The 19,387-nt window shown below is 59.8% G+C and carries 16 protein-coding genes; 6 read left to right on the top strand and 10 right to left on the bottom strand.

Annotated features, from left to right (window positions below; genetic code table 11):
* Positions 1–2: 2 nt before the first annotated feature.
* The 3 genes from asnB to JQ616_RS37575 are packed head-to-tail and all read right to left on the bottom strand — an operon-like array spanning position 3 to position 3,754.
* Positions 3–2,012, bottom strand: coding sequence for an asparagine synthase (glutamine-hydrolyzing) (gene asnB / locus JQ616_RS37585; RefSeq protein ID WP_212023223.1), 2,010 nt, complete (start codon positions 2,010–2,012; stop codon positions 3–5).
* Positions 2,013–2,048: 36 nt separating this feature from the next.
* Complete coding sequence (locus tag JQ616_RS37580) at positions 2,049–3,029, bottom strand: glycosyltransferase family 2 protein (protein WP_212023222.1); 981 nt, start codon at positions 3,027–3,029, stop codon at positions 2,049–2,051.
* Positions 3,026–3,754 carry a class I SAM-dependent methyltransferase gene (locus JQ616_RS37575; protein WP_212023221.1) on the bottom strand — a complete coding sequence of 243 codons (729 nt, stop codon included), beginning with the start codon at positions 3,752–3,754 and terminating at the stop codon, positions 3,026–3,028. The genes JQ616_RS37580 and JQ616_RS37575 overlap by 4 nt, the downstream gene beginning before the upstream one ends.
* A gap of 528 nt (positions 3,755–4,282) precedes the next feature.
* Here JQ616_RS37575 and JQ616_RS37570 point away from each other — a divergent pair.
* The gene (locus JQ616_RS37570; protein ID WP_212023220.1) at positions 4,283–4,489 is read left to right on the top strand and encodes a hypothetical protein; all 207 of its coding nucleotides are present in this window, start codon (positions 4,283–4,285) and stop codon (positions 4,487–4,489) included.
* 377 nt (positions 4,490–4,866) lie between these two features.
* On the opposite strand, the gene JQ616_RS37565 is transcribed toward JQ616_RS37570, so the two are convergent.
* Complete coding sequence (locus JQ616_RS37565; RefSeq protein WP_212023219.1) at positions 4,867–5,112, bottom strand: helix-turn-helix domain-containing protein; 246 nt, start codon at positions 5,110–5,112, stop codon at positions 4,867–4,869.
* A gap of 163 nt (positions 5,113–5,275) precedes the next feature.
* Between JQ616_RS37565 and JQ616_RS37560 the strand changes: the two genes are divergently transcribed.
* Together JQ616_RS37560 and JQ616_RS37555 are read left to right on the top strand one after the other, a co-directional pair.
* A complete protein-coding gene (locus JQ616_RS37560) occupies positions 5,276–5,662 on the top strand; it encodes a hypothetical protein (RefSeq protein WP_212023218.1) in 387 nt (128 codons plus the stop codon).
* Between the two features lie 279 nt (positions 5,663–5,941).
* Entirely contained in the window at positions 5,942–7,498 is a 1,557-nt protein-coding gene (locus JQ616_RS37555; protein ID WP_212023217.1) for an IS630 family transposase, read from the top strand.
* Positions 7,499–8,447: 949 nt separating this feature from the next.
* Here the strand turns inward: JQ616_RS37555 and JQ616_RS37550 are convergent.
* Both JQ616_RS37550 and JQ616_RS37545 read right to left on the bottom strand, forming a co-directional pair.
* Positions 8,448–8,759 carry a DUF736 domain-containing protein gene (locus tag JQ616_RS37550; RefSeq protein ID WP_212023216.1) on the bottom strand — a complete coding sequence of 104 codons (312 nt, stop codon included), beginning with the start codon at positions 8,757–8,759 and terminating at the stop codon, positions 8,448–8,450.
* A 707-nt stretch (positions 8,760–9,466) separates the two neighbouring features.
* Positions 9,467–11,473 carry a ParB/RepB/Spo0J family partition protein gene (locus JQ616_RS37545; RefSeq protein WP_212023215.1) on the bottom strand — a complete coding sequence of 669 codons (2,007 nt, stop codon included), beginning with the start codon at positions 11,471–11,473 and terminating at the stop codon, positions 9,467–9,469.
* Positions 11,474–12,676: 1,203 nt separating this feature from the next.
* Between JQ616_RS37545 and JQ616_RS37540 the strand changes: the two genes are divergently transcribed.
* From JQ616_RS37540 to JQ616_RS37530, 3 genes are all read left to right on the top strand, one after another.
* On the top strand, positions 12,677–13,906 hold the full coding sequence (locus tag JQ616_RS37540; RefSeq protein WP_212023214.1) for a tyrosine-type recombinase/integrase: 1,230 nt from the start codon (positions 12,677–12,679) through the stop codon (positions 13,904–13,906).
* 248 nt (positions 13,907–14,154) lie between these two features.
* Positions 14,155–14,559, top strand: a complete 405-nt coding sequence (locus tag JQ616_RS37535) for a host attachment protein (RefSeq protein WP_212023213.1) — start codon at positions 14,155–14,157, stop codon at positions 14,557–14,559.
* A gap of 70 nt (positions 14,560–14,629) precedes the next feature.
* The gene (locus tag JQ616_RS37530; RefSeq protein WP_212023212.1) at positions 14,630–15,037 is read left to right on the top strand and encodes a hypothetical protein; all 408 of its coding nucleotides are present in this window, start codon (positions 14,630–14,632) and stop codon (positions 15,035–15,037) included.
* Between the two features lie 147 nt (positions 15,038–15,184).
* On the opposite strand, the gene JQ616_RS37525 is transcribed toward JQ616_RS37530, so the two are convergent.
* The 4 genes from JQ616_RS37525 to JQ616_RS37510 all read right to left on the bottom strand — a co-directional run bounded on the left by JQ616_RS37525 (position 15,185) and on the right by JQ616_RS37510 (position 19,223).
* Positions 15,185–15,649 carry a lipocalin-like domain-containing protein gene (locus tag JQ616_RS37525; RefSeq protein ID WP_212023211.1) on the bottom strand — a complete coding sequence of 155 codons (465 nt, stop codon included), beginning with the start codon at positions 15,647–15,649 and terminating at the stop codon, positions 15,185–15,187.
* A gap of 37 nt (positions 15,650–15,686) precedes the next feature.
* Complete coding sequence (locus JQ616_RS37520; RefSeq protein WP_212023210.1) at positions 15,687–16,658, bottom strand: hypothetical protein; 972 nt, start codon at positions 16,656–16,658, stop codon at positions 15,687–15,689.
* Positions 16,659–17,537: 879 nt separating this feature from the next.
* Positions 17,538–17,741 carry a cold-shock protein gene (locus JQ616_RS37515; RefSeq protein WP_212023209.1) on the bottom strand — a complete coding sequence of 68 codons (204 nt, stop codon included), beginning with the start codon at positions 17,739–17,741 and terminating at the stop codon, positions 17,538–17,540.
* Positions 17,742–19,016: 1,275 nt separating this feature from the next.
* Entirely contained in the window at positions 19,017–19,223 is a 207-nt protein-coding gene (locus tag JQ616_RS37510; protein WP_212023208.1) for a hypothetical protein, read from the bottom strand.
* Between the last annotated feature and the right edge of the window lie 164 nt (positions 19,224–19,387).

Below are 19,387 nucleotides of genomic sequence, written 5' to 3'. Positions count from 1 at the left end.
TTCTAACGATTTCCCGAAACATGCCCCGCCCCCGTTTGCAGCGCCCCTGCCCCGTCGCCTGTGAATGCATTATTCGCCACCGCGATTGCACGCGGCGGCACAGCTGCTTGCCCCCGCTTACCGCCTGTTTCATCCAGCCAGAGACTTAGGTTGAGGATCGGCCACAGCGCGTAGTCGTGATTGACGACCGCGTCTCGATGCTCGCGCCACAGTCGGCGAACGGTATTCGGCTCAAGCCAGGGAGTCAGCCGGTCAGCGGCTTTGTCGAAACAGTCCTCTGCGAGAGGTCGCAGATCCACCCGCAGAAGACGGGCAAGCGGTGTGTTGAAGCCGCGCTTGCCGGCAGATACCACGGCTTCTGGCGCGCCGAGCCGCCTGGCAGCGGCGCGCAGTACTCGTTTGCTATCGCCCGTCCTGCCGAGCAGCAAGCGCGCGTCGATGCGGCCAGCGAACTCCATTACCCGGCGATCCAGCAGTGGCACCCTGATTTCCAGCCCATGCGCCATGCTCATGGCATCGCTTTTCAGCAACAAGCCGCCGGGCAGATGGAAGCGCTGGTCGGCAACGAGGCACCGGTCGACAAGTGTTCCTGCTTCGGACGCCAAAATGCCGCGATATTCCTCAAAAGGATCCAGATCGACGAGAGGCCTGAGCTCCGGGCCGTACAGGTCGTTGAGCAGAAACGCCGGGACCAGGCGGCGCCAATAGGCGTGAGCGTGTTTGGCGCCGCCGTCAGCAATACCCAAAGCCAGCCGCGTAACCTTCGCCAGAAGCGGCAATCTGGTTTCATCGCTGCCAGCCCGTGCGTAGCTCGCCCGGCCGAACGCTTGCCAGACAGCCCGTGGCAAGAGGTGACCGAGCACAGCAGCAGCAGGTGACGCCGCGTAGGTCTGATAACCTCCGAAAAACTCGTCACCGCCGTCGCCCGACAGTGCCACCTTGACGTGCTGACGCACTGCGGCGGACAACAGAAAAAGCGGTATTGACGCCTCGTCCGCCACCTGCCCGTCGTAGATCTTGACTACGCGGCGCAGGACCTCGGCAAGGCCTCCTGGAGCGGCCACGGAGATGGGATGGAATGGCGCCCCAAGATGCTTGGCAACCGAAGCCGCGAGGGGGACTTCGTCGAACGACTTATCGGCGAATTGCGCCGTAAAGAGCGGAGTGGGTGATCGCGAGGAATCATTTGCGGCAAGGCTTACGAGCGTGCTGTCGATTCCGCCGCTCTGAAGAATGCCGACCGGAACGTCGCTCACCAATTGATCGCGGACGACCTGCGGCCAGAGCGCCAGGAATCCGTCGACTGCCTCATCGACAGATCGGATGTCTGGCTGCCGTTTCGGCTGCCAGAACCGCCGAGAGGTTTCCCGGTGGCTGGTGAAAGTCATGACGGTTCCCGGCGGGACCTGCCGGATTCCCTCGAGCGTGGTCGAGGTCGGGCCGCAATAGCCGCGGGCGAGGAAGCGATGGACACCTTCTGATGATAAGCGCTGCGACTGATGCGGATCGGCAAGCAACGCCTTGATCTCGCTGGCGAACCGGACCACATCCTGATCTGCGCTATAGAATATTGGCTTGATTCCAACTCCATCGCGGGCAAGCACCAGCTTTTTTTCCGCCCGATCCCACAGGGCGATGGCAAACATCCCTTCAAGCCGGTGGAAAAACTCCTCCCCCCACGCCAGGTAACCGACCGGGATAATCTCGGTATCGCAGGTCGATCGAAACGTTAAGCCGAAGTCTCGGGCCAAAGCCGCCCTCACCTCGCGGTCGTTGTAGATCTCGCCATTGTAGGAAACGACGATCTGCCCGCTGGGATCACACTGGGGCTGATGACCTGCAGGCGAAAGATCCCGGATCGCCAGCCTGCGATGGCCGAGCCCGACCTGTCCTTCGTACCACACGCCGAAGTCGTCCGGGCCGCGATGCTCGAGAACGTCTATCATTCGCCGGAGTATCGGCTCGACAACAGGGCGACCCGAGCGATGAAAAATTCCGCATATTCCACACACGCCTGGATTCCTTCGCCGTAGACCGAAGGTCTCGCGTCAGTTGACTAAATTCGACTGCAGATCAAACTCCGCAGCTGAAGGCGACCCGCCATTGTGCGGCGATTGATCCCTTCTGTCGTCCAGTGGCTGTGCTTCGTAGGTCTGCCGCTCGGCACTTGTCTTGATCATGATCTGCCGTAGCAGCGCCGCGAGCAGGCCCAACGAGAAAATAAACAAGGCCGCGATCATGCCGCCGATTCCCATGAAATAGAAAACGTGGAGCTGGGTGGCAAGCGCGACCGAGAAGCTCAAAATCGCGGCGGCAACAACAAGCATGCTCATCAACAGGAAGATGCGAAGCGGGTTATAATAGATCGCCGCCTCCAGGATATACTGGATCGTTCGCGTCGAATCCCGGAGGAGCTTCACTTTCGATTTTCCAATCCGCGCTCTGTAGTCGATGGTGACGTAGTCAACAAAGCGTCCTGTCATCGTATAGGCGAGCGTCAGCGACGTGGTGAAGCTGAATGTATCGCAAAGATGATCGAAATAGCCTAATACCGTCGAGCGTCGGAACACGCGCAACCCGGAATTGATGTCTGGAATCTTACGGCTCGCGGTCCACTCGACCAACGAACGCAAAATCCACCTCAGCGGCATCTTGATCAGCGATTCGCGATAGTGGGTGCCGCTGCGAGCACCGACAACCATATCGAAACCGTTCCGATATCGCTCCACGAGCATAGGCAGCGACTCGATAGGATAAGTGCCATCAGCGTCAGTGATCGCAATCAGGTCGTAACGGGCATCGCGAATGCCATCCTTGAGGGAATGGCCGTAACCAGCATTGTGCGGATGACGGATCACGCGGGCTCCGGCGGCAGCAGCCCGTATTCCAGTTTCGTCCTGCGATCCGTCGTCTACAACGATGATTTCGTGAGGGACCAGTTTCGCCGCCTCGAGAGTCGCCCGCACTCGTTGCACGGTATCGCCGATGGCATCCTGCTCGTTGAGTGCAGGAATGACGATTGAGATCATGGCTTGCGCCCAATAGCGAGAACTGATTGACCAAACAAGGTACGGGTAACGGGATTGAGCCCACGAGAAACTGGCACCAACCAACGATCGAACAGTGAGATTTGGGAGTTGACGGCCGTGTCGTTCAGAGAACGATGCCGCATGAGCCGGTTTGCCCACCAACCGAAACCACCCACGGGATTGAAGTAATCGACACGCACGGGCTCCAAGCCCGCCTGCACCATGAGGTCGCGGAATTCGTCACGTCGATAGCGACGATGATGGCCGGCCAAACGGTCCAGGTCGTTGTACAGTATCTGGAGTGCGGGAACGACGACCAGGAGATGGCCGCCGCGAACCAAGGCCCCCGCGAGGTTTTTCACGGCTTGACCATGATCTTGAATGTGTTCCAGCACGTTCAAGCACACGATGGAGCGAAAGCCGTCCCCGGCCAGGGTTTCCGGGAAGTCCGGATTCGTAATATCGGCAACCGCGAAATCGAGATCAGGAAACCGCTGGCGCGCCTCGGCAACCGACTCCTTGTCGATGTCGACGCCCATGTAGGGGCCACAGGCGCGGAGCTCGGACGCATAGCTTCCGTGACCGACACCGATTTCTAGCACAGGTCCGGCCAGGTAAGGACCAAACGAGTCCAGGATCCAGGCCATATAGTTCGTGGCATCCGCCATGGCTGAGGAGTACGTCCCAGCTCCCGTCTGCACGGCACGATTTTGATCGTTCGGCACGCTTGGATCCTTGGTGTCCGTGGCCCAGCGGACCGCTGGATTGCCTTTAAGCCCTAATTGCCCCGGACTGCCCCGCACAGTCAATTGCTCAATGCATGCTGAATGTCTTGCAGCCGCAAGTAGATCGATCGAGGACGGACTGCGCTCGTGGATCGCAACGCCCGTGATCGAGGCGGAGCAACAGTTCGCGCTCCATCACGCGGGTGTCCCCGTTCGTCGTCCGTTCGGGCCAGCGGGTAACTAAGTATTTGATTTAGCTGGCAGGAGCGGTAGGAATCGAACCCACGTAACCGGTGTTGGAAGCCGGTGCCTTATCACTAGACGACACTCCCATGGAGACAGCAATGACGGATGAAGAGACCTTCGAGGCGCTGGAGAAATACTTCGGCTGCACCGTTCACGGCTGGCCGTGCATCCCGCGGGCGCGCGCCAAGTGGTGGCGGTTTTCGCGCACGCCGTGAGGACAAGCTGGTCGATGGCGCCCTCGCCGCGGTCAGCCGCGGCCCGTACACCGCCGCGATGAGTCGCGTGTTCTGGGAGCAGGTCCGCTACGGCCAAGGCATCTGCGAAGACGCCGGCGGCTACGATTGGCGGTGCTGGTGTGCCGCGCTCAGCCTGCCCTTCCGGCAGCCGACGTTCACGTACAGTGGCTATGTCGCGGCCGGCGAGGACGCCAAGATCGGCGCCGCGTGTCGGAACATTTTCACGCAGCTTGGCGCCGGCAAAGGGATCTGATGGTCCTGACTGGGTGAATCGAACCCCGCGTCTCCCGGTCCACGGCCGAGCGTCCTACCATTGAACGAAGCTCGGCCCACTCGATAACTGTGTCGACTTTCGAACACATTGCCGGCGAGCTGGTGGTCCCTGCCAGTCAGCATGACAAGTGCCACACCTGCGGCCTCTGGATATTGTTTGGCAATCTCATGGATTTGCCAACACTCTGCATCGCGGGAACACCACTCGTGTCGATTTTGAAATCGCTGTCTGTGTGCGTCTCCAATCGGTCGCACACGTATACGGTTTGCCTATTGGCTTTGTTCTGCAGAACTATGCTCTCGTGCGCGAAGGGATTGAAACCGGATGATCGACGCCTGAAAGATGACGGCGATGCGTTAGTCAGCCTTGATCGACGACAGCCGCTTTATTGCGTCGCGAGGATCAAAGCCGATGGCTTCGGCGAACGCTAGTAGTTCAACCACGTCGATCTTTCGTTGACCACTCTCAACGGTCGCAACGAACGACTGATATCGGCGGAGCTTCTTAGCGACCTCGGCTTGCGTCAATCCCGCCTTTTTTCTTTTTTCAATTAGAAACTGGGTCAAGGCCTTATGCCGTCCCGACTGCAGCGTCCTCGACATCCCCGCCCCCAAAACAACTGAGGGGGCGACCAAATAATCCGATTTACAGATTATCTAAAAATAAGATATTTGAGTGCACAGTGCACTGCGAACAAAATTCGGCAAGTTGACACGGCTTCACCTTGCCGTCGAGGTTCACTCGCTGGGTTCCAATGAGGAATCAATGGCCATTGTCGTAGAGGCGTTTTTGGATCTGGGACGCGGTGATGAGAACCCGCTCAGTCCATCGTCGTACAGCGCCGGCTATCGGCTCGTCGAGACAGGCGAGGTAATCTGCACCGTTGAACTGTCTGTTCCGATCGTCGAAGCGGCAATTCTCAAGCGGTCAAAGGTCTCGATCATCGTCACCCCCGGTGGATGCGTCGAAGTGTCTTCGGGTGGTTCAGCTGCGCACGAACAGATCGATGACCTCGTCGCTCGGGCGGTCACCCAGGCAAATCTTCATATGGAAGAGGCGACCACATCGGACCTGGAATCCCTGCTGCATCGGCTTGAACGTTCAATCGGCCTCGTGAAGGAGGCAATCGCACGAGCACCAGTGGCCCTCTGAAGGCTTCTGCTTGGCTAGGTGGATCCATTCGCCGATCGGGGCGGAGGTGTGCTGGTGCGCCTGTTGGGTAATGCGCACCTCAAAGGCCTGGATCAGGCAAGCCCGTTAACGACCCGGAGCAGACCGTCGCTAGCCGTGAGTTGCCGATTTTAGGCCCATAAGCTGACGTCCAGCATCCAGTCTGCCCGCTCGGAACTGGCTTGACTACCAAACCCTTATTGCTGAGCCACGGGTCCTACCCGCCCGGGTGATCCGTGGTTCAGAACAGAGAGGTGCAACATGCCCTGGAAGTCAAATACGCTTCTCGAGGCCCGCAGCGAATTCGTGCGACTGGCGCTCGCTCCAAATGCCAACATTCAGGGCCTCTGTCGGAGCTTCAACATAAGCCAGCAGACAGGCTATCGAACGCTGGAACGGTATCGGATAGCCGGCGCGAGAGGCCTGGAGAGCCAGTCACGCCGGCCGCACCACACGCCGCATCGCTGTCCGGTCCCTATCGAAGTGGCCGTTCTAGCCGTGCGCGCCGACCACCCAACCTGGGGCGGGCGAAAAATAGCGTTCCATCTTCGATCAATGGGCAGCGCCGGAGTGCCTGCGGCATCAACCATTACGGCGATTTTGGCCCGCGATAACCAATTGAAAGGCGCTCCCGACCCAGGCAGGTTTTTGGGTCTGCTCGGGCAGTTGCACAATCCGCTAAGTGAACAAGACCTGCCGGCTTCCCTTGAAAGTCATCCCGACCTGCCGATCCTAGTCGAGAAGCTCGAAAATGGCCGCCCCGTTCAGCGGCGCCGCGCGCTCGCAGTAGTGGCTTCACGCAGCGGGCTAAGGACAAGCGTGGCTTGCCGCATTCTCAGGCAGAGCCGGTCAAGATATGCGCGTTCGGTCCGCCTGTTCGAGGAGGGTGGAGCCGAACGGCTGTTCGCCCCTCGCATTGGCCCCCATCGCAAGTTCGACAGCGAGCAAGCCAAACAGGCTTTGTTCAGCATCCTACACCAGCCGCCAGCCAATTTCGGCATCAACCGTACAACCTGGAAAATGGCTGATCTGGTGCGTGCGATGCACGAGAAAGGGCAACCAGCCTGCGAAGATGTAATCCGCGCGATCGTGAAAGGTGCCGGCTACCGCTGGCGCAAGGCACGGATCGTTCTGACCTCCAACGATCCCGACTTCTCACAGAAGCTCCAACGTATCCGTTCTATTCTCGCCGATCTCAAGGTCGAGGAAGCCTTCTTCTCGATCGACGAATTCGGCCCCTTTGCGGTCAAGGCACAACCTGGACGCATGCTGATCGGTCCCGGCGAACAACATTTTGTAGCGCAATGGCAGCAATCGAAAGGCTCAATCATCGTCACTGCCGCCATTGAGTTGTCGCCCAACCAAGTCACCCATTTCTACAGCCGGAAGAAGAACACCGAAGAAATGATCCGCATGCTAGAGGCACTCGTCGCCGAATACCGCGATCGCACCAAGCTTTATCTTTCTTGGGATGCCGCCTCCTGGCACGTCTCCAAAGGGCTGTTCGAATATATCAATGCCCATAACGCCAGTATTGAGAGCAACGGCCCACAGATTGACACGGCACCGCTTCCAGCCCGCGCGCAGTTTCTCAATGTGATCGAGTCGGTCTTCAGCGGCATGGCTCGGGCCATCATTCACAACAGCAACTATGGATCGATTGACGAGGCTAAAGCGGCTATCGACCGATACTTTTGCGAACGCAATGCTCACTTCAAGGGCAATCCACGGCGCGCGGGCGGCAAGCTCTGGGGCAAGGAACGGGAGCCCGCCGAGTTCTCTCCTTCAAACAACTGCAAAGACCCTCGTTTTGGATAAACGGCGGCGGTACTCCCTTGGTCAAGGCGCCACGGCATTTATGAAAGCTCCGCCTCGGTGAAACGGAGGGCAGCCTCTGTACTGACGACATGACCGCGATTGGACCTTAGCGTGAGCCTCCGTCTTGGCCCTTCTGCGATGCATGCCCCCACCGTGTCTTCGAAGGCTCGGGAGATTCATACTGGCGCATCACCGCACAACAACGACGCCGCGCGACTTCTCGGCCAAACGGACGGTTCGCGGACGGGCGGAGCAGGTCTAGCTTGGGTTTCCGGACATCAACGTGTTCGACAGGAGACCACGGTCTCCTTTCGTACCGGCGCCGAAGCCTCCGAGCGGCACGAAATTCCTCGGCAATATCTCGCCGCTCCCTCTGATGCGCTCACGACGCTTAGAACCTACCGCGATCCGATGCAGACGTTATTCTTCCGCGAGACAAATCGCTTAGCAATTTGTAGCGACACCGTGCCAACCGCTAGCGATAAATCTTGGATGTGCAGACAACCACTTAGCCGACCTTCGGCGGCAGTGCTTTTATCTTGCGCTCTCCTATTCTTCACGCTTCCCCTGCTCACGCTTGCTCTTTCTGCCGTGACAAGGTCATTGCATCGCCGTCACGCAGCGTCGCCGACCGCGCGAATCCCTGTGCACCGTGCGGGTTTGCACGCTCATCGACGGCACAATTTCGTTGCCGCAAAGGTGCGTCGACGCTCCTGGAAGCTGACGAAATCACACCTCCGGAGATTAAAAATCCAAGCCAGATCCGATGCGAAAATCCAATCGCTCGGCCCAGAACGCTGCTCCAAAATCCATCGATCGATCGCCTTTTTCTCGGCCGGCGAAGCCTCCTTTCCGACCGCAAAAATGCCCTTCCGCTCCCTCCCAAAGCAGCGCAGGGCACGCAAAAATGCCCCGCCTCCGAGGAGGCGGGGCCGATGATCCGTCAAGCTCAGTCGACGCTGCGGCGCGACCAGATCAGGGTGAAACCCTCGTCGCCTTCGATCCTGACCAGCGAGGCGTAGATCGGGGCCGGGAAGCTCGGATCGTCGAGCTTGACCGAGAGATATTCGCGATCGCTGTCGCGGACGGTCTTCTTCCAGGCGGCGCCGAACTCGGTTGCGCCGGCGAAGATGCGGTAGTCGGGAGCCTTGTCGTTGTCCTTCTCGGATGCCGTGAACCTGGCCTTGATGTTGAGCGTCAGCGTCTTGATCGAGCCGGTGTAGCCGTTGTCCGATGCGGTGAAAGTGCCGATGGTCGCCATGATAATCTCCGTCTGTTTTGCTCGGGCCGCGCCCATCGCAGCCTCGATGGCGATCCCTTGCCCGGGGAGCGATCGGCCCGCAGCCGCAAGGCCCGCAGCGTCAGCGGAGGACGGCGAAAGCCTGCTTTTTTGTTGTCCCGCGAGGAATGCCGCCACTTCGCGGCAGGGGAAAAAAGCAGGCGTGAGCTGTTGCGGGAAGGCGATCGAGGCTGTTGCCGTCCCTCGGGCCTGATCAGCCCAATCGAGGATGCGTTGGACGCGAGCCTGTGCCCCGATTGACGGGGATTATCATGGCGACTGCCGGCGCCCCGCAGCATCGGACAACGGTGGGATCGATCAAAAAAGCCAACGTCTGCGCATCAATGGCAGGGGCGCCCCACCGGACAAGCGAACGCGAACCAACCGCATTGTTCGTAAGGAACCGACGTCGTCGCCAGGACTATCCGCCCGCTTTGTGCTCTTGCCGCGAAGGTCTGGACACGACCAAAGCTTCCGGCCTGATCGCCTCGTCCCTGCAAAAAGAAGGCGCGGCGCAGCCACATCGGCTGCTGCAAACAGCGTGACTCAGACGGACCGAGGCCCGCATTTGGGAAGGGCAAGCGTGCGCAGTCGCCGCTGTGCATTGATTGAACCGGCCGCGCGCCGTCAGGTGCGCGGCCGAAAATTTTGGAGCACGCCGGGGCCGCTTACGCGGCCCCGTGCACGTCTTACTCCGCAGCTTGCGAGCGAAGTTCGCTGCCCTGCGCCTCGCTTTGCAGATCCGTTTGCCCCTGCGGCGTGGCTGTCCGCAGCAGCGACGGCAACCAGTCGGTTGCCGCCAGCAGCTGCTCGGCGGCTTGCGCCATCTCTGTCTTCTTCATGCCCGACATCCGCTCTGCGGCCTCCTCGCTGACGCCTTCCCGGACGGCCTCCAGAATGCCCACCTTGGTGACGCGGCCGAGATAACTGCGCACCGTAGGCCGCCAGTATCCGGTCATGTCGAGGCCCACGGCCTCAGCCAAACGATCGGCTGCCGCAAGGGCGCGAGGCCTCCGGTCAAACGGCAGTTTGACCGCATTGACGGTCAACGCGACACAATGCGCGAACAATGCCATGCGGCTGTCATGGTCGAGTCCGGCCACGAATTCCCACAGCGAGCCCGCGTCCTTGGGCATCTGCCTCGCCCAATTGGCATGGCGATCGGACCACGCCTTGCCGGCCTGAGTGTCCTCGATTCCGACCGCATGCACGGACAAATCCGTCTTCACCGGCTGGATGCCGACCACATGCGCATTGGCCCCGAGATAGAAGACTTGCGCGGCCAGCGCATGGGTCACCGCCACGATGGTAACGTCAGGCTGCTTACTCAGATTGAGGCGCAGCCCCAACGTTCGGTGCGCGGTGAGGTCGCGGACCAGCGTGTCAGAGAGACGCTGAGCCTCCTCCTCCTCGTCATTTTCACCGTCTTCCTCCTCACCGGCGCGCTCGGCTGGATCGCCTCCGCCGCCCTCCTCTTCCGATGCCTGCGCTTCGCTGTCCTGCCCGGTCTCAGCATGGGGTTTCTCGTCCTCGGGACGGATAAAGCCTCGCTCGATCCGCAAGGTGCCGTCGTGATTGAGGATCACGAAAGCCCCGCCGCGCACGATGTCGTCGGGATCGTAAGCCTGTCGTTTTGCCGCCAGCCGCTCGATTTCGGTTTCCAGTTCGCCGAACCGCGCATCCACCTCGTCAGGCAGTTCCTCGGCCGTCTGATGCTGTTCGGTCAGCCGGTCGAACTCGCTCTGGACCGCGTCAAGGGCGACCTGATCGTCCGCCGAAAGCTCGACCGGATGCGGGTAGACGCGGCGCATGCCATGGGCATGCGGGAAGTCGAGATGGGCTTCCGTCCACCGCCATCCCTCGGCCGCCCGCAAGCTATCCGCCTCGCGGCTAAGCCTTGCCGTCACCAGGAGATCGAGCAGCGAAACGTCTTCCAGATAGCCGCCGCGATCCTCGGTGAAGAGGTCGCGCAGGATGGTCCCGCCCGCTTCCGCATAAGCCTCGAGCCCGACAAAGCGCGCCCGGCGATCCGTGGCGGCGACATGGGTTTCCGTGAGCAGGCGGCGGATAGTGGAGGCATCCCGGTCATAGGAGAGACGCTCGTAGACGGCCTCCTGCCGTGCCTGATCGTCAGTGATGGCAAAGGCCATCACCTGCTCAAGCGCCAGGTCGCCCTCGCGATAGAGCTGGATCAATTTCGGGGAAACCGCGCCCAGCCGGAGCCGTTGCCGCACCACATTGGGCGTGACGCCGAACCGGGCCGCGATCTCCTCCGCGCCAAAGCCCCGCTCGTCCGCGAGCTTCCGAAACGCCTCGAACTGGTCGGCCGGATGCATGCTTTCCCGGGTGACATTCTCGTCCAGGCTGATTTCGTGGGGGTCGTTTGTGGTATCGACGATGCAGCGGATCGGCTCGGACTTCTTGATTTCCTTGCGCGTCACCCGCAACAGCTGGGCCAGCCGCCTGCCCTCGCCGATGGTCACGCAGAAAAACCCCGTGGCCGCCCCCTCGCCATCCACCTCCGGTTCAATCACCAGATTCTGCAGGATGCCTTTGGCGGCAATGCTCGCCGCCAACGCCTCGATCGCCGCCTCGCTGTGTGGCGTCTTGCGTGCATTCTTCGGGGACTTCTTGAGCTTGCTGAGCGGAACGCGAACTTCCGTTCCGCTTGGTATTCCCAGTGATTTGGCCGACATGATCAATCTTCCTTTTGCTTCCATGGGTGCAGGCGCACCACGCGCCTGCGCCCCTGCCCGTCGGCGAGACCGGGGTTAGCAAGTGCCAGGGCGACCCGGGCGGTGGGGTATCACCCGCCCGATCAGGGCCGGTTCGCAAGAAGCGGGTCTGCACAAGCGCGGGCCACGACGTCCAAAGTCATAAGGATGAGCAAAGCGCGGAAGACCGGGGAGACCGCTCGGGTCGGCGCCGGCACCAGCCGGCGCTTTACCCTGGCGCGCGCGAGGGGCGGAGCCCCATAGCCCTCGACGATGAGAACGCTGGGCAACAAAGAGGAAGTGCAATCAAGCCAAGAGTGAGAAAATCAAAGAGGCAGCCGGCGACAGGGCAGTGATAGCGACGCGGGCATGGAATGACCGCGGGAACCGAGCCGACTGCAGTCGCGAGACCGGTCAACAAGGCACCCGAGCGCGGGACAGCGATAGCGACGCCGGCATGCAATGACGGCGGGGCCCGCGAGCGAGTGCCTCCGGCGAGCGACACATTATACTCTCTTACTTGCGCGAGGGATCGAAGCCGAATGGCCGAGACGCGATGCGGCTCGGTTGACGAGAGCCCGCTGAGGCGTCAGCCGCACGCGCACCAATGGAATGAGCCGTACCGCAAAAGTGATCGATATCCGCATCCAGGATCACGTTGGCGCGCCCACCTCGACCATTCCTTCGCAATCCCTCATGCCGGCCCAAACTACCGCTCGTCGCAATTGAGTTATCGTCCACAACTTGATCGTATGTGTCGGCGGGCGTCGACGATCCTGAGTACGCGTCTTGCCTGGAAGGACTCCTTTTGGGGAGAGCGCCGCAAAAGCATGACATCGCCTCGATCAGTCGCCGGCGCAAATCTCCAATTCCCGTCCTCGTCCGAAAGTGAATGCAGAGGCACGCTTCAGATAACCCAAAGCGGGACGATGACGCTCTTGTAGAGCCCGATCACGATTCGGACTTTGGCCAATCAGTCAAGATGATCGAGGCGTCAAAGCGACGGGAACATATTGACCCGCACGATCCACTCCGTCTTTCTGTCGCCGCGGCCATGGCATTTCCCGACGGCTCAATGACCGCTTCCGGGTTGCGCAGAGAAAATGCTCGCGGCAGACTCATCATCGAACGTGTTGCCGGCAAGGACTACACGACGCTCTTTCATATACAGAGAATGAGGGAATTATGCCGCGTCGAAGCAAGGGTGCCAGGCTCCAGCTCAAGGCCGCTCGACGAGGCAAGGCCGGCAACGTCACCCACCGAGCAACCTGGATCATCCGGGACAACGGCAGGGATATCAGCACAGGCTGCGCTGCAGATGAAATTGCGGCCGCGGAGCAGAAGCTGAAGGACTATATTGCATCGAAACATATCCCCAGGCGCAAGGCCCAAGACATTGAATCGATCCCGATCGGAGACGTGCTTTCAATCTATCTCGACGCGGAGCTCTCCAAGCTCCGCGATCGATTCAAGATCACGGAAGACGACGACGAGACAATTCCAGGCATCCGCAAGTTCAAGAAGCGAATTGGACGGCTGAACGACTGGTGGGGCGCCAAAATGCTCGCGGATGTTGATGGGGAGCAGTGCCGTCAATTCGCGAAGAAGCGAGGGAACAAAGGAGGCTCTAGGCGTGATCTCGAGGACCTGCGCGCAGCTATCAACCACCACGCTGCGGAGGGCTACCATCGAGGAGTCGTCAAGATCACGTTGCCCGCCAAGGGCGAGCCTCGTGACAAGTGGCTCACGAGATCCGATGCCGCTAAGCTGATCTGGACCTGTTGGCGCTACCGCGAGATGCAGAAAATGTCGCGGGGACCACTGAAGGGCGAGAAAGTCGCGACGGACAAACGGCCTCTGCGGCATCTGGCGCGGTTCATTTTGATCGGCGTCTATAGCGGATCCCGGGCCGGCGCTATCGCCGCGGCCTCACCCATCCCGGCAGTAGGCCGAGCGTTTGTCGACCTGGATCGCGGCATATACCATCGGCGCCGCCAAGGTGACGCGAAGACCAACAAGCGCCAGCCGCCGGTTCCGATCCCGCCGCGCCTGCTTGCGCATCTCAGGCGTTGGCACCAGATCGATTATGACGCAAAGCACTTCGTGGAGTTCAATAGAAAGCCCGTGACATCGGTGAAGACGGCTTTCAAGACTGCGGTGCGACTAGCCGGCCTCGGCGCGGGCATTTCGCCTCATACACTCCGGCATACGGCAGCAACCTGGCTGATGCAGCGTGGCGCCGATCCATGGCAGGCAGCGGGTTACCTTGGTATGTCGCTCGACGTTCTCCTCAATACTTACGGCCATCATCACCCCGATTATCTGGCGGACGCTGTGGAGAAGATCGCCAAACGAGACAGGAAGCTCCAAGGAACCCGCGACAGTTTCGGTTCGGTGTTGCCGCTACGCAGATAGAAGATGCAGTTTCACGTGGCTCGGATTGCTAGTGGACCGGGGACTATCAAGTTCGCGCGACGGCAGACGGACGGGACCCGGGCGCATACCCGCAGCGTCCCGGGCGCCCTCATTTCGATAACGGTGAGCTATGGACTCTATGGCGAGACGTGATTTTCATTTCAATCGTCATGGACTCAATCTTCGGGTTATCGTCGCAAGTCATCGCCCACCGGGGTTCATGCTGATCGTGATCAGGAGGTCTCTCGATGATTCTACCTGCCGGTGCGACAGTAGCAGTCACTGACAGCGATACGATCCGCCTGTTCCACAATGCAGGCGTTAAACCTGGGGTGCACTTGGTCGAGATCACGGCGACTCCGCCCGCACCCGCTCACTCAGGCTCGGGTGCGGGGCATCACACCGGCCGCACCGGTCCCGATAGCACGCATCCTATCGAGGACGACTTCGCCGCAGCTACGGCTGCATTCCTGAACAAGCTCTGCCTGGACGGGACCATCGAACACTTGGTCGTTGTCTCGGCCCCCGAGACCCTTGGGGTGATGCGCAAGCACTTCCACCGCGACTTGAGAAGCAAGATCATAGGCGAGCTCGCGAAGGACTTCAGCCGGCGCCCGCTCGAAGACATCGCTTCACTGATCGCCGAGGCCTGACGCGTTCCAGGAGGACGGGAGGCAGCTTTGGCAAATTCTTGCGAAACGTTTGGTCTTGCGACCAAACTTCATGAATGAGCAGGGCCGTCAGCAGAGTTCGAACTGCCATTGTGACGGCACGCAACACAACTGGCGGCTTGAACATCTCCGCTCCATTCTTGAAGTGGAGGCCCCTCCGGACGCGATAGGCGGCCGGGTTATGCGCTGCCCCGCTTCAACCTGGCTGGACCAGGCCAACCGCACCAGTTTCGCACCAGAAACGCCCCCCGAAAGAGCGACGAACGCAGCCAAAAATCAAAGAAAATGCAGAAGAATCAAAGGCTGCATCCCGTTTCCCTCCGCTCTTAACGGTTTGGTTGCAGGTTCGAGTCCTGCCGGGCCCACCAATGAGATGAATAGCTCTTACTTCAGGATCGTTGCCTGCGGGGCGATCGCCGCACCTGAAATCGCACCAGATACGTCCACTTTTCGTTCGTGAGGGCGGTTCGAGCTCCACTTCCACTGCCGCGGTATTCCTCGCAGCAGGTGCCATGTCCGCTAAGGGCCCCATCTCGGAAATGAATTTCCGGGCCTAGGTTGTCCGCAATGGTCCATGAGCAGCCCTCGCGTTGCCTCGATCAGAAATCTAGCGTGCACTTTTTGCGCGCTCGAAGATTGTTGTCGCCACCCCACCGCCCGACGAGTGCGGGTCCGTGAAGTGCAGCTCATCACCCCTGATACCGAACGAACGTTTCGTGTTCTTGCCGTCCCAGTTGGGCAATGTCGCACGCTCGACTTGAAACGTGAAACTCTTGTCCACCTCGTCGACGACGTAAGTGCCGAAATGAGCGAAGCTTCCAGAAACGACAGCGATGCTCTCATCTGCTGTCGGGCTGGAGCGGCTACCCGACGCAAACTTCGGGAGGCCACCGGAAATGAAGATGATTGAATATCGCCCGATCGAATCGAACACCAGATGGCCCTTTGCATTTGGGCCATAAGCGTCGAATCTTTTGCCGTCCCGCTCGGTTACGACGGAAATAAGCGTCCACGTGCCTTCCAAGTCCTTCGGATCATAGCTAACCGAAGGGGTGGGTTCCGAATTGACCATGGGCAATCCTCCTTTCTTTGCTCGAAAAGCATTCCGGTCAAGCACGATCCCTAAGTGAACGTCTTGCGGCCGCGAAAGCGCCGACAATCTGAGGCGTCAAATAGATCGGAAGTTGGAGCAGTGCGAAGTAGAGCCACGTCAGCTCTGGCAGCGACGATCCCGACAGGGCGGCGGCCATAAGTCCAACGTTGCGATGGCCCGTCGCAAACCCCGTTACGAAGGCTTCGTCGGCTCCCATAGCTCGAAGCGAGACTGTCGCGATTAAGAGACTGCCGAGAGCGATAACAAAGGCGACTGCAGAGAGACCAAGCAGCAGGATCGGCTCCGCGAAGAGCTTCAACACGACGCCATCGAACATCGCAAGACCAAACAGCGTAAAAGCCATAAGGTTGATACCAGTGAGTTCGCTGCGATACGCCTCGACACGGGCGCGACCGAGCCACAACCTCAACCCTGCCGCAACCAGAGCCGAACCGCCGATCATCACGAAGAGGTTGCGGCCGAGAACAAAGCCGTCAATCGGGATTGTTGTCCCGGCAACCCAGCTTACCAAAATGGGTGCAGTGAATGGTTGGATCGACATCGTGGCAAGCAAAAGCAGAACCGCGAAGGTCGCGTCGATGCCCAGCACAAGAGCAACCGCCGGGGTGGCCATGATCGGTGCGGCCCCAGCTTGCAAGCTCAGCGACAAAACAAAATCGGGATCAAATCGATCTCGGCCGACAGTGTTCAGGAACACCCAGAACAGGGCGGGAATAGCCAGCATCGCCCAGGCCGTTGCGGTCAGCAACCTCGTTGGCCGCGTAAGGCTTTGCTTTGCGTAGCTTAGATCGAGCTGCGCAAACGCATTGACAAGGAAAATTGCAATCATCAACGGGAGGCTCGGCCTGAGGGCCGTGCCCAATCCCGGCCAAATCACCGGAACGAAGACGCCGATGCAAAGCGCGATGGTCATTCCCCTCGCACCCTGCGTACCAACAATCGACAGCAAGGTTCGCAGCCTGGCCATACGACCTTCTCCCCGGGAACATAATATTGCACATACGCGATGTCTGAAACGGGTCAAAAGCGGGCTTCGCAGCGTTGCCCCTCGATCGTCCGCTAACCGTTCGAAGCCGTCATCAACAGCGTCGGATTCAACGATCCGCCAAGGGCCGCAAATGGCTTCGGGTTGACTGCCGTCAGACGTCCGAAAGAGGTCGAAAGCCGGTCGCAGGGTATGAAAGAGGCCATCAATCCATGCGGCTATGTTTGTCGCGGATGCGGATACAGGCGACTGGCAAACGTGGGTTTATGGTGCGCTCGGAGGGCGTTCGCATTTGCTGCGATTTCAATGGCTTATCGAAACCGGGAATGATTGGGCACATTTCCAGCGCTTGGGTGCCCTTTTAGACAGGCCACCAAACGCGCGCGGGGCCATTAGCCGAGTAGCGGATTTCTACTCCGCGGGTCGCAGGTTCGAATCCTGCCGGGATCGCCACCGCTTTGTTCTTCTCTTTCATTCTCAATAACTTCCGTCGATGTTAGCCACCCAGACCTAAGGCGTTAGCCACTCGTCGTTCCCGCGCTGTTCGCGAGCTTCGTCACTGCCGCTTCCGCGGCGCGCTCTTGATCAACTTCATCGATGTATTCTTGCACTAGCGCATTATGTCAGCTCCGACGCAAGAAGTCGGTCAAGCCAAGCTTTCTCTGCGCGCTGGCATGAGCATGAAAAAAGACGGCCTCAGGAGCGGTACACCCTGAGGCGGTGAGTTACCTGTAAAACGCCCGGCAGCCAGAAGGCGGCCGGGCGGTAACTGTCGCTCCATGTTGCAGTCTGTGTATCTAAGCATTTCCAGCTGACGCCAGTCTTACGGGCCGCCCGTAAGAGACCGGTGCAGACGCGACGTCAGCCCAACCGGAGGTTTTCGGCTGACGTCTTGCCGCGGTTTTCCCGCTCTTCGTAGCTAATCTTTGCACCCTCGTTGAGGCTGCTCAGTCCCGCTTTCTCAACTGCCGAAATATGCACAAAGACATCCTTGCCACCGTTGTCCGGCTGGATGAAACCATAGCCCTTCGTCGGGTTGAACCACTTCACTGTACCGGTAGCCACTAGACAAATCTCCCTTGAGGAATGACGGCAACCTAGTTCGACAGCGCCATACCTCGCAAGGCGAAACGCCGCCACCTCTTCTCTTTCTAGGCTTGTGTGAACCCCGCCATACTTGATTGGCGCAATCATCGCTAAACTCTGAGCGGTGGCGTAACTTTCGGGAGGTTTCCCGATGGTGTCTCCAACAGTGCCTACGGACAAAAAGTTCTTGTGCCCGACTTGCGGTGAGGTCGCGCTGACCGTTTCCGCCGCGGGGGCCGCGCTCGTGTATCGTGCGATATCCAATCTCCTTTGCCCCAACGGGCACGGAATTAGGATCACGTCGGACGGCGAGGTCCTGGTGACCCCTCACCTCCGAGTGAACAAAAACATCATTCCCGAAGCCGGCGTGAAATGAGCGGGAGGCAGCCGATGAATGGCGAGAACATTGCAAGGAAGACGGTGCTTGCGGCGCTCGCCATTGCCATCGCGGTTTGGGCGACCCTTGGTCCGCCGGAGCCAAGCTCCAATTCGCCGGTACACGTCGCCAGCAGGCGGTGATCGTCTCGGGATAGGCTATGAGCCTGAGTGACGCTTGGGATTTCGGGCCACTCGATAGGAACGATTCAGTGTCGGGAAAATTAGGCAGTTGAGCGACGGCGCAATCCCGCCCCAAGCCAGCTGCCTCGCCATCAGTCCCAGCGCTCTTCCCCGGAGCGCTGGGATTAATTATGCAGCCGACAAATGAGAACGACCCCAACATCAAGCGCTAGAGCCCAACCCCGCGCCGCTCCCCCTACCCGCGACGAATGCCCAAGCAGCCCCTATTCCATCAAAGGTTCCAATAGCTTAGCCTTATTCTCGGCAAGTTTCGGCGACAGGCTGCGGTTTTTCGGAAGCTCCGCGTTTCGCTGCGTTGGTCGGGAGCCATTTTATGTGGATCCGCATTTTAGTGGTTGGAATAGTGGGGTTGGTCGGGGTGGGTGCGGTTGCAGCACTTGGGAGATCCGCGCCGAGGCCGCTCGTTGAGTATCCGGTGACTGAGAGCGTCGGGAAGGCCGATAGGCTGTCGCTCATTCCTGAGCACGATACAGCCGTCAGTGCGGCCGTTCTCGAGGCACCGACGCCGCCGACCGCGTTGGTAGCGCCGCCGCCTGTACCGCAGACGATATCCGCCCCGGAGCCCGTGCCTGTCGTCGCTGCCCCGGTGCCCCCTCCTATCGTCGCTCGACACCGACATGAAGCGACCGCCCCGATCCTAAAAAAGAAAAAGCGCCTCGCCAGTAGCAAACAAGTTCAAGCCGTCCACGAAGAAAGGCCGATGCCGATCCGCACCGTCGACTGCAACGGAAACGGATTGGATAGTGTTTTGCGGTCGATGCGGCTAAAACCGGGCTGCTTGTGAGTTGAAGGGCGAACGGCTGGCGTGGTGTAAATCCCCGCAACAACTATGCAGCCCGCAAATGAGAGAACGACCCCGGCGCCGCGCGCCGAGGCCGCCATTCACAACTCCCGGCCAGGGTTGGGGGGATTTCGGCCGGGAGCCGAGGAACACTACTTCCAGAGCCACTGCTCGTTCCCGGCAAATACAACGTCATTACGGATTACCCCGGCTCGGTTTGCCGGAAACCGATAGCTGTTCTCGAAACCAACTCGGCTGACTGACG

This window comes from Bradyrhizobium tropiciagri (genome assembly GCF_018130545.1).
Lineage (GTDB): Bacteria > Pseudomonadota > Alphaproteobacteria > Rhizobiales > Xanthobacteraceae > Bradyrhizobium > Bradyrhizobium tropiciagri_A.
Note: the sequence above shows the minus strand (reverse complement) of the source record. Positions and strands in the feature narration are given on the sequence as shown.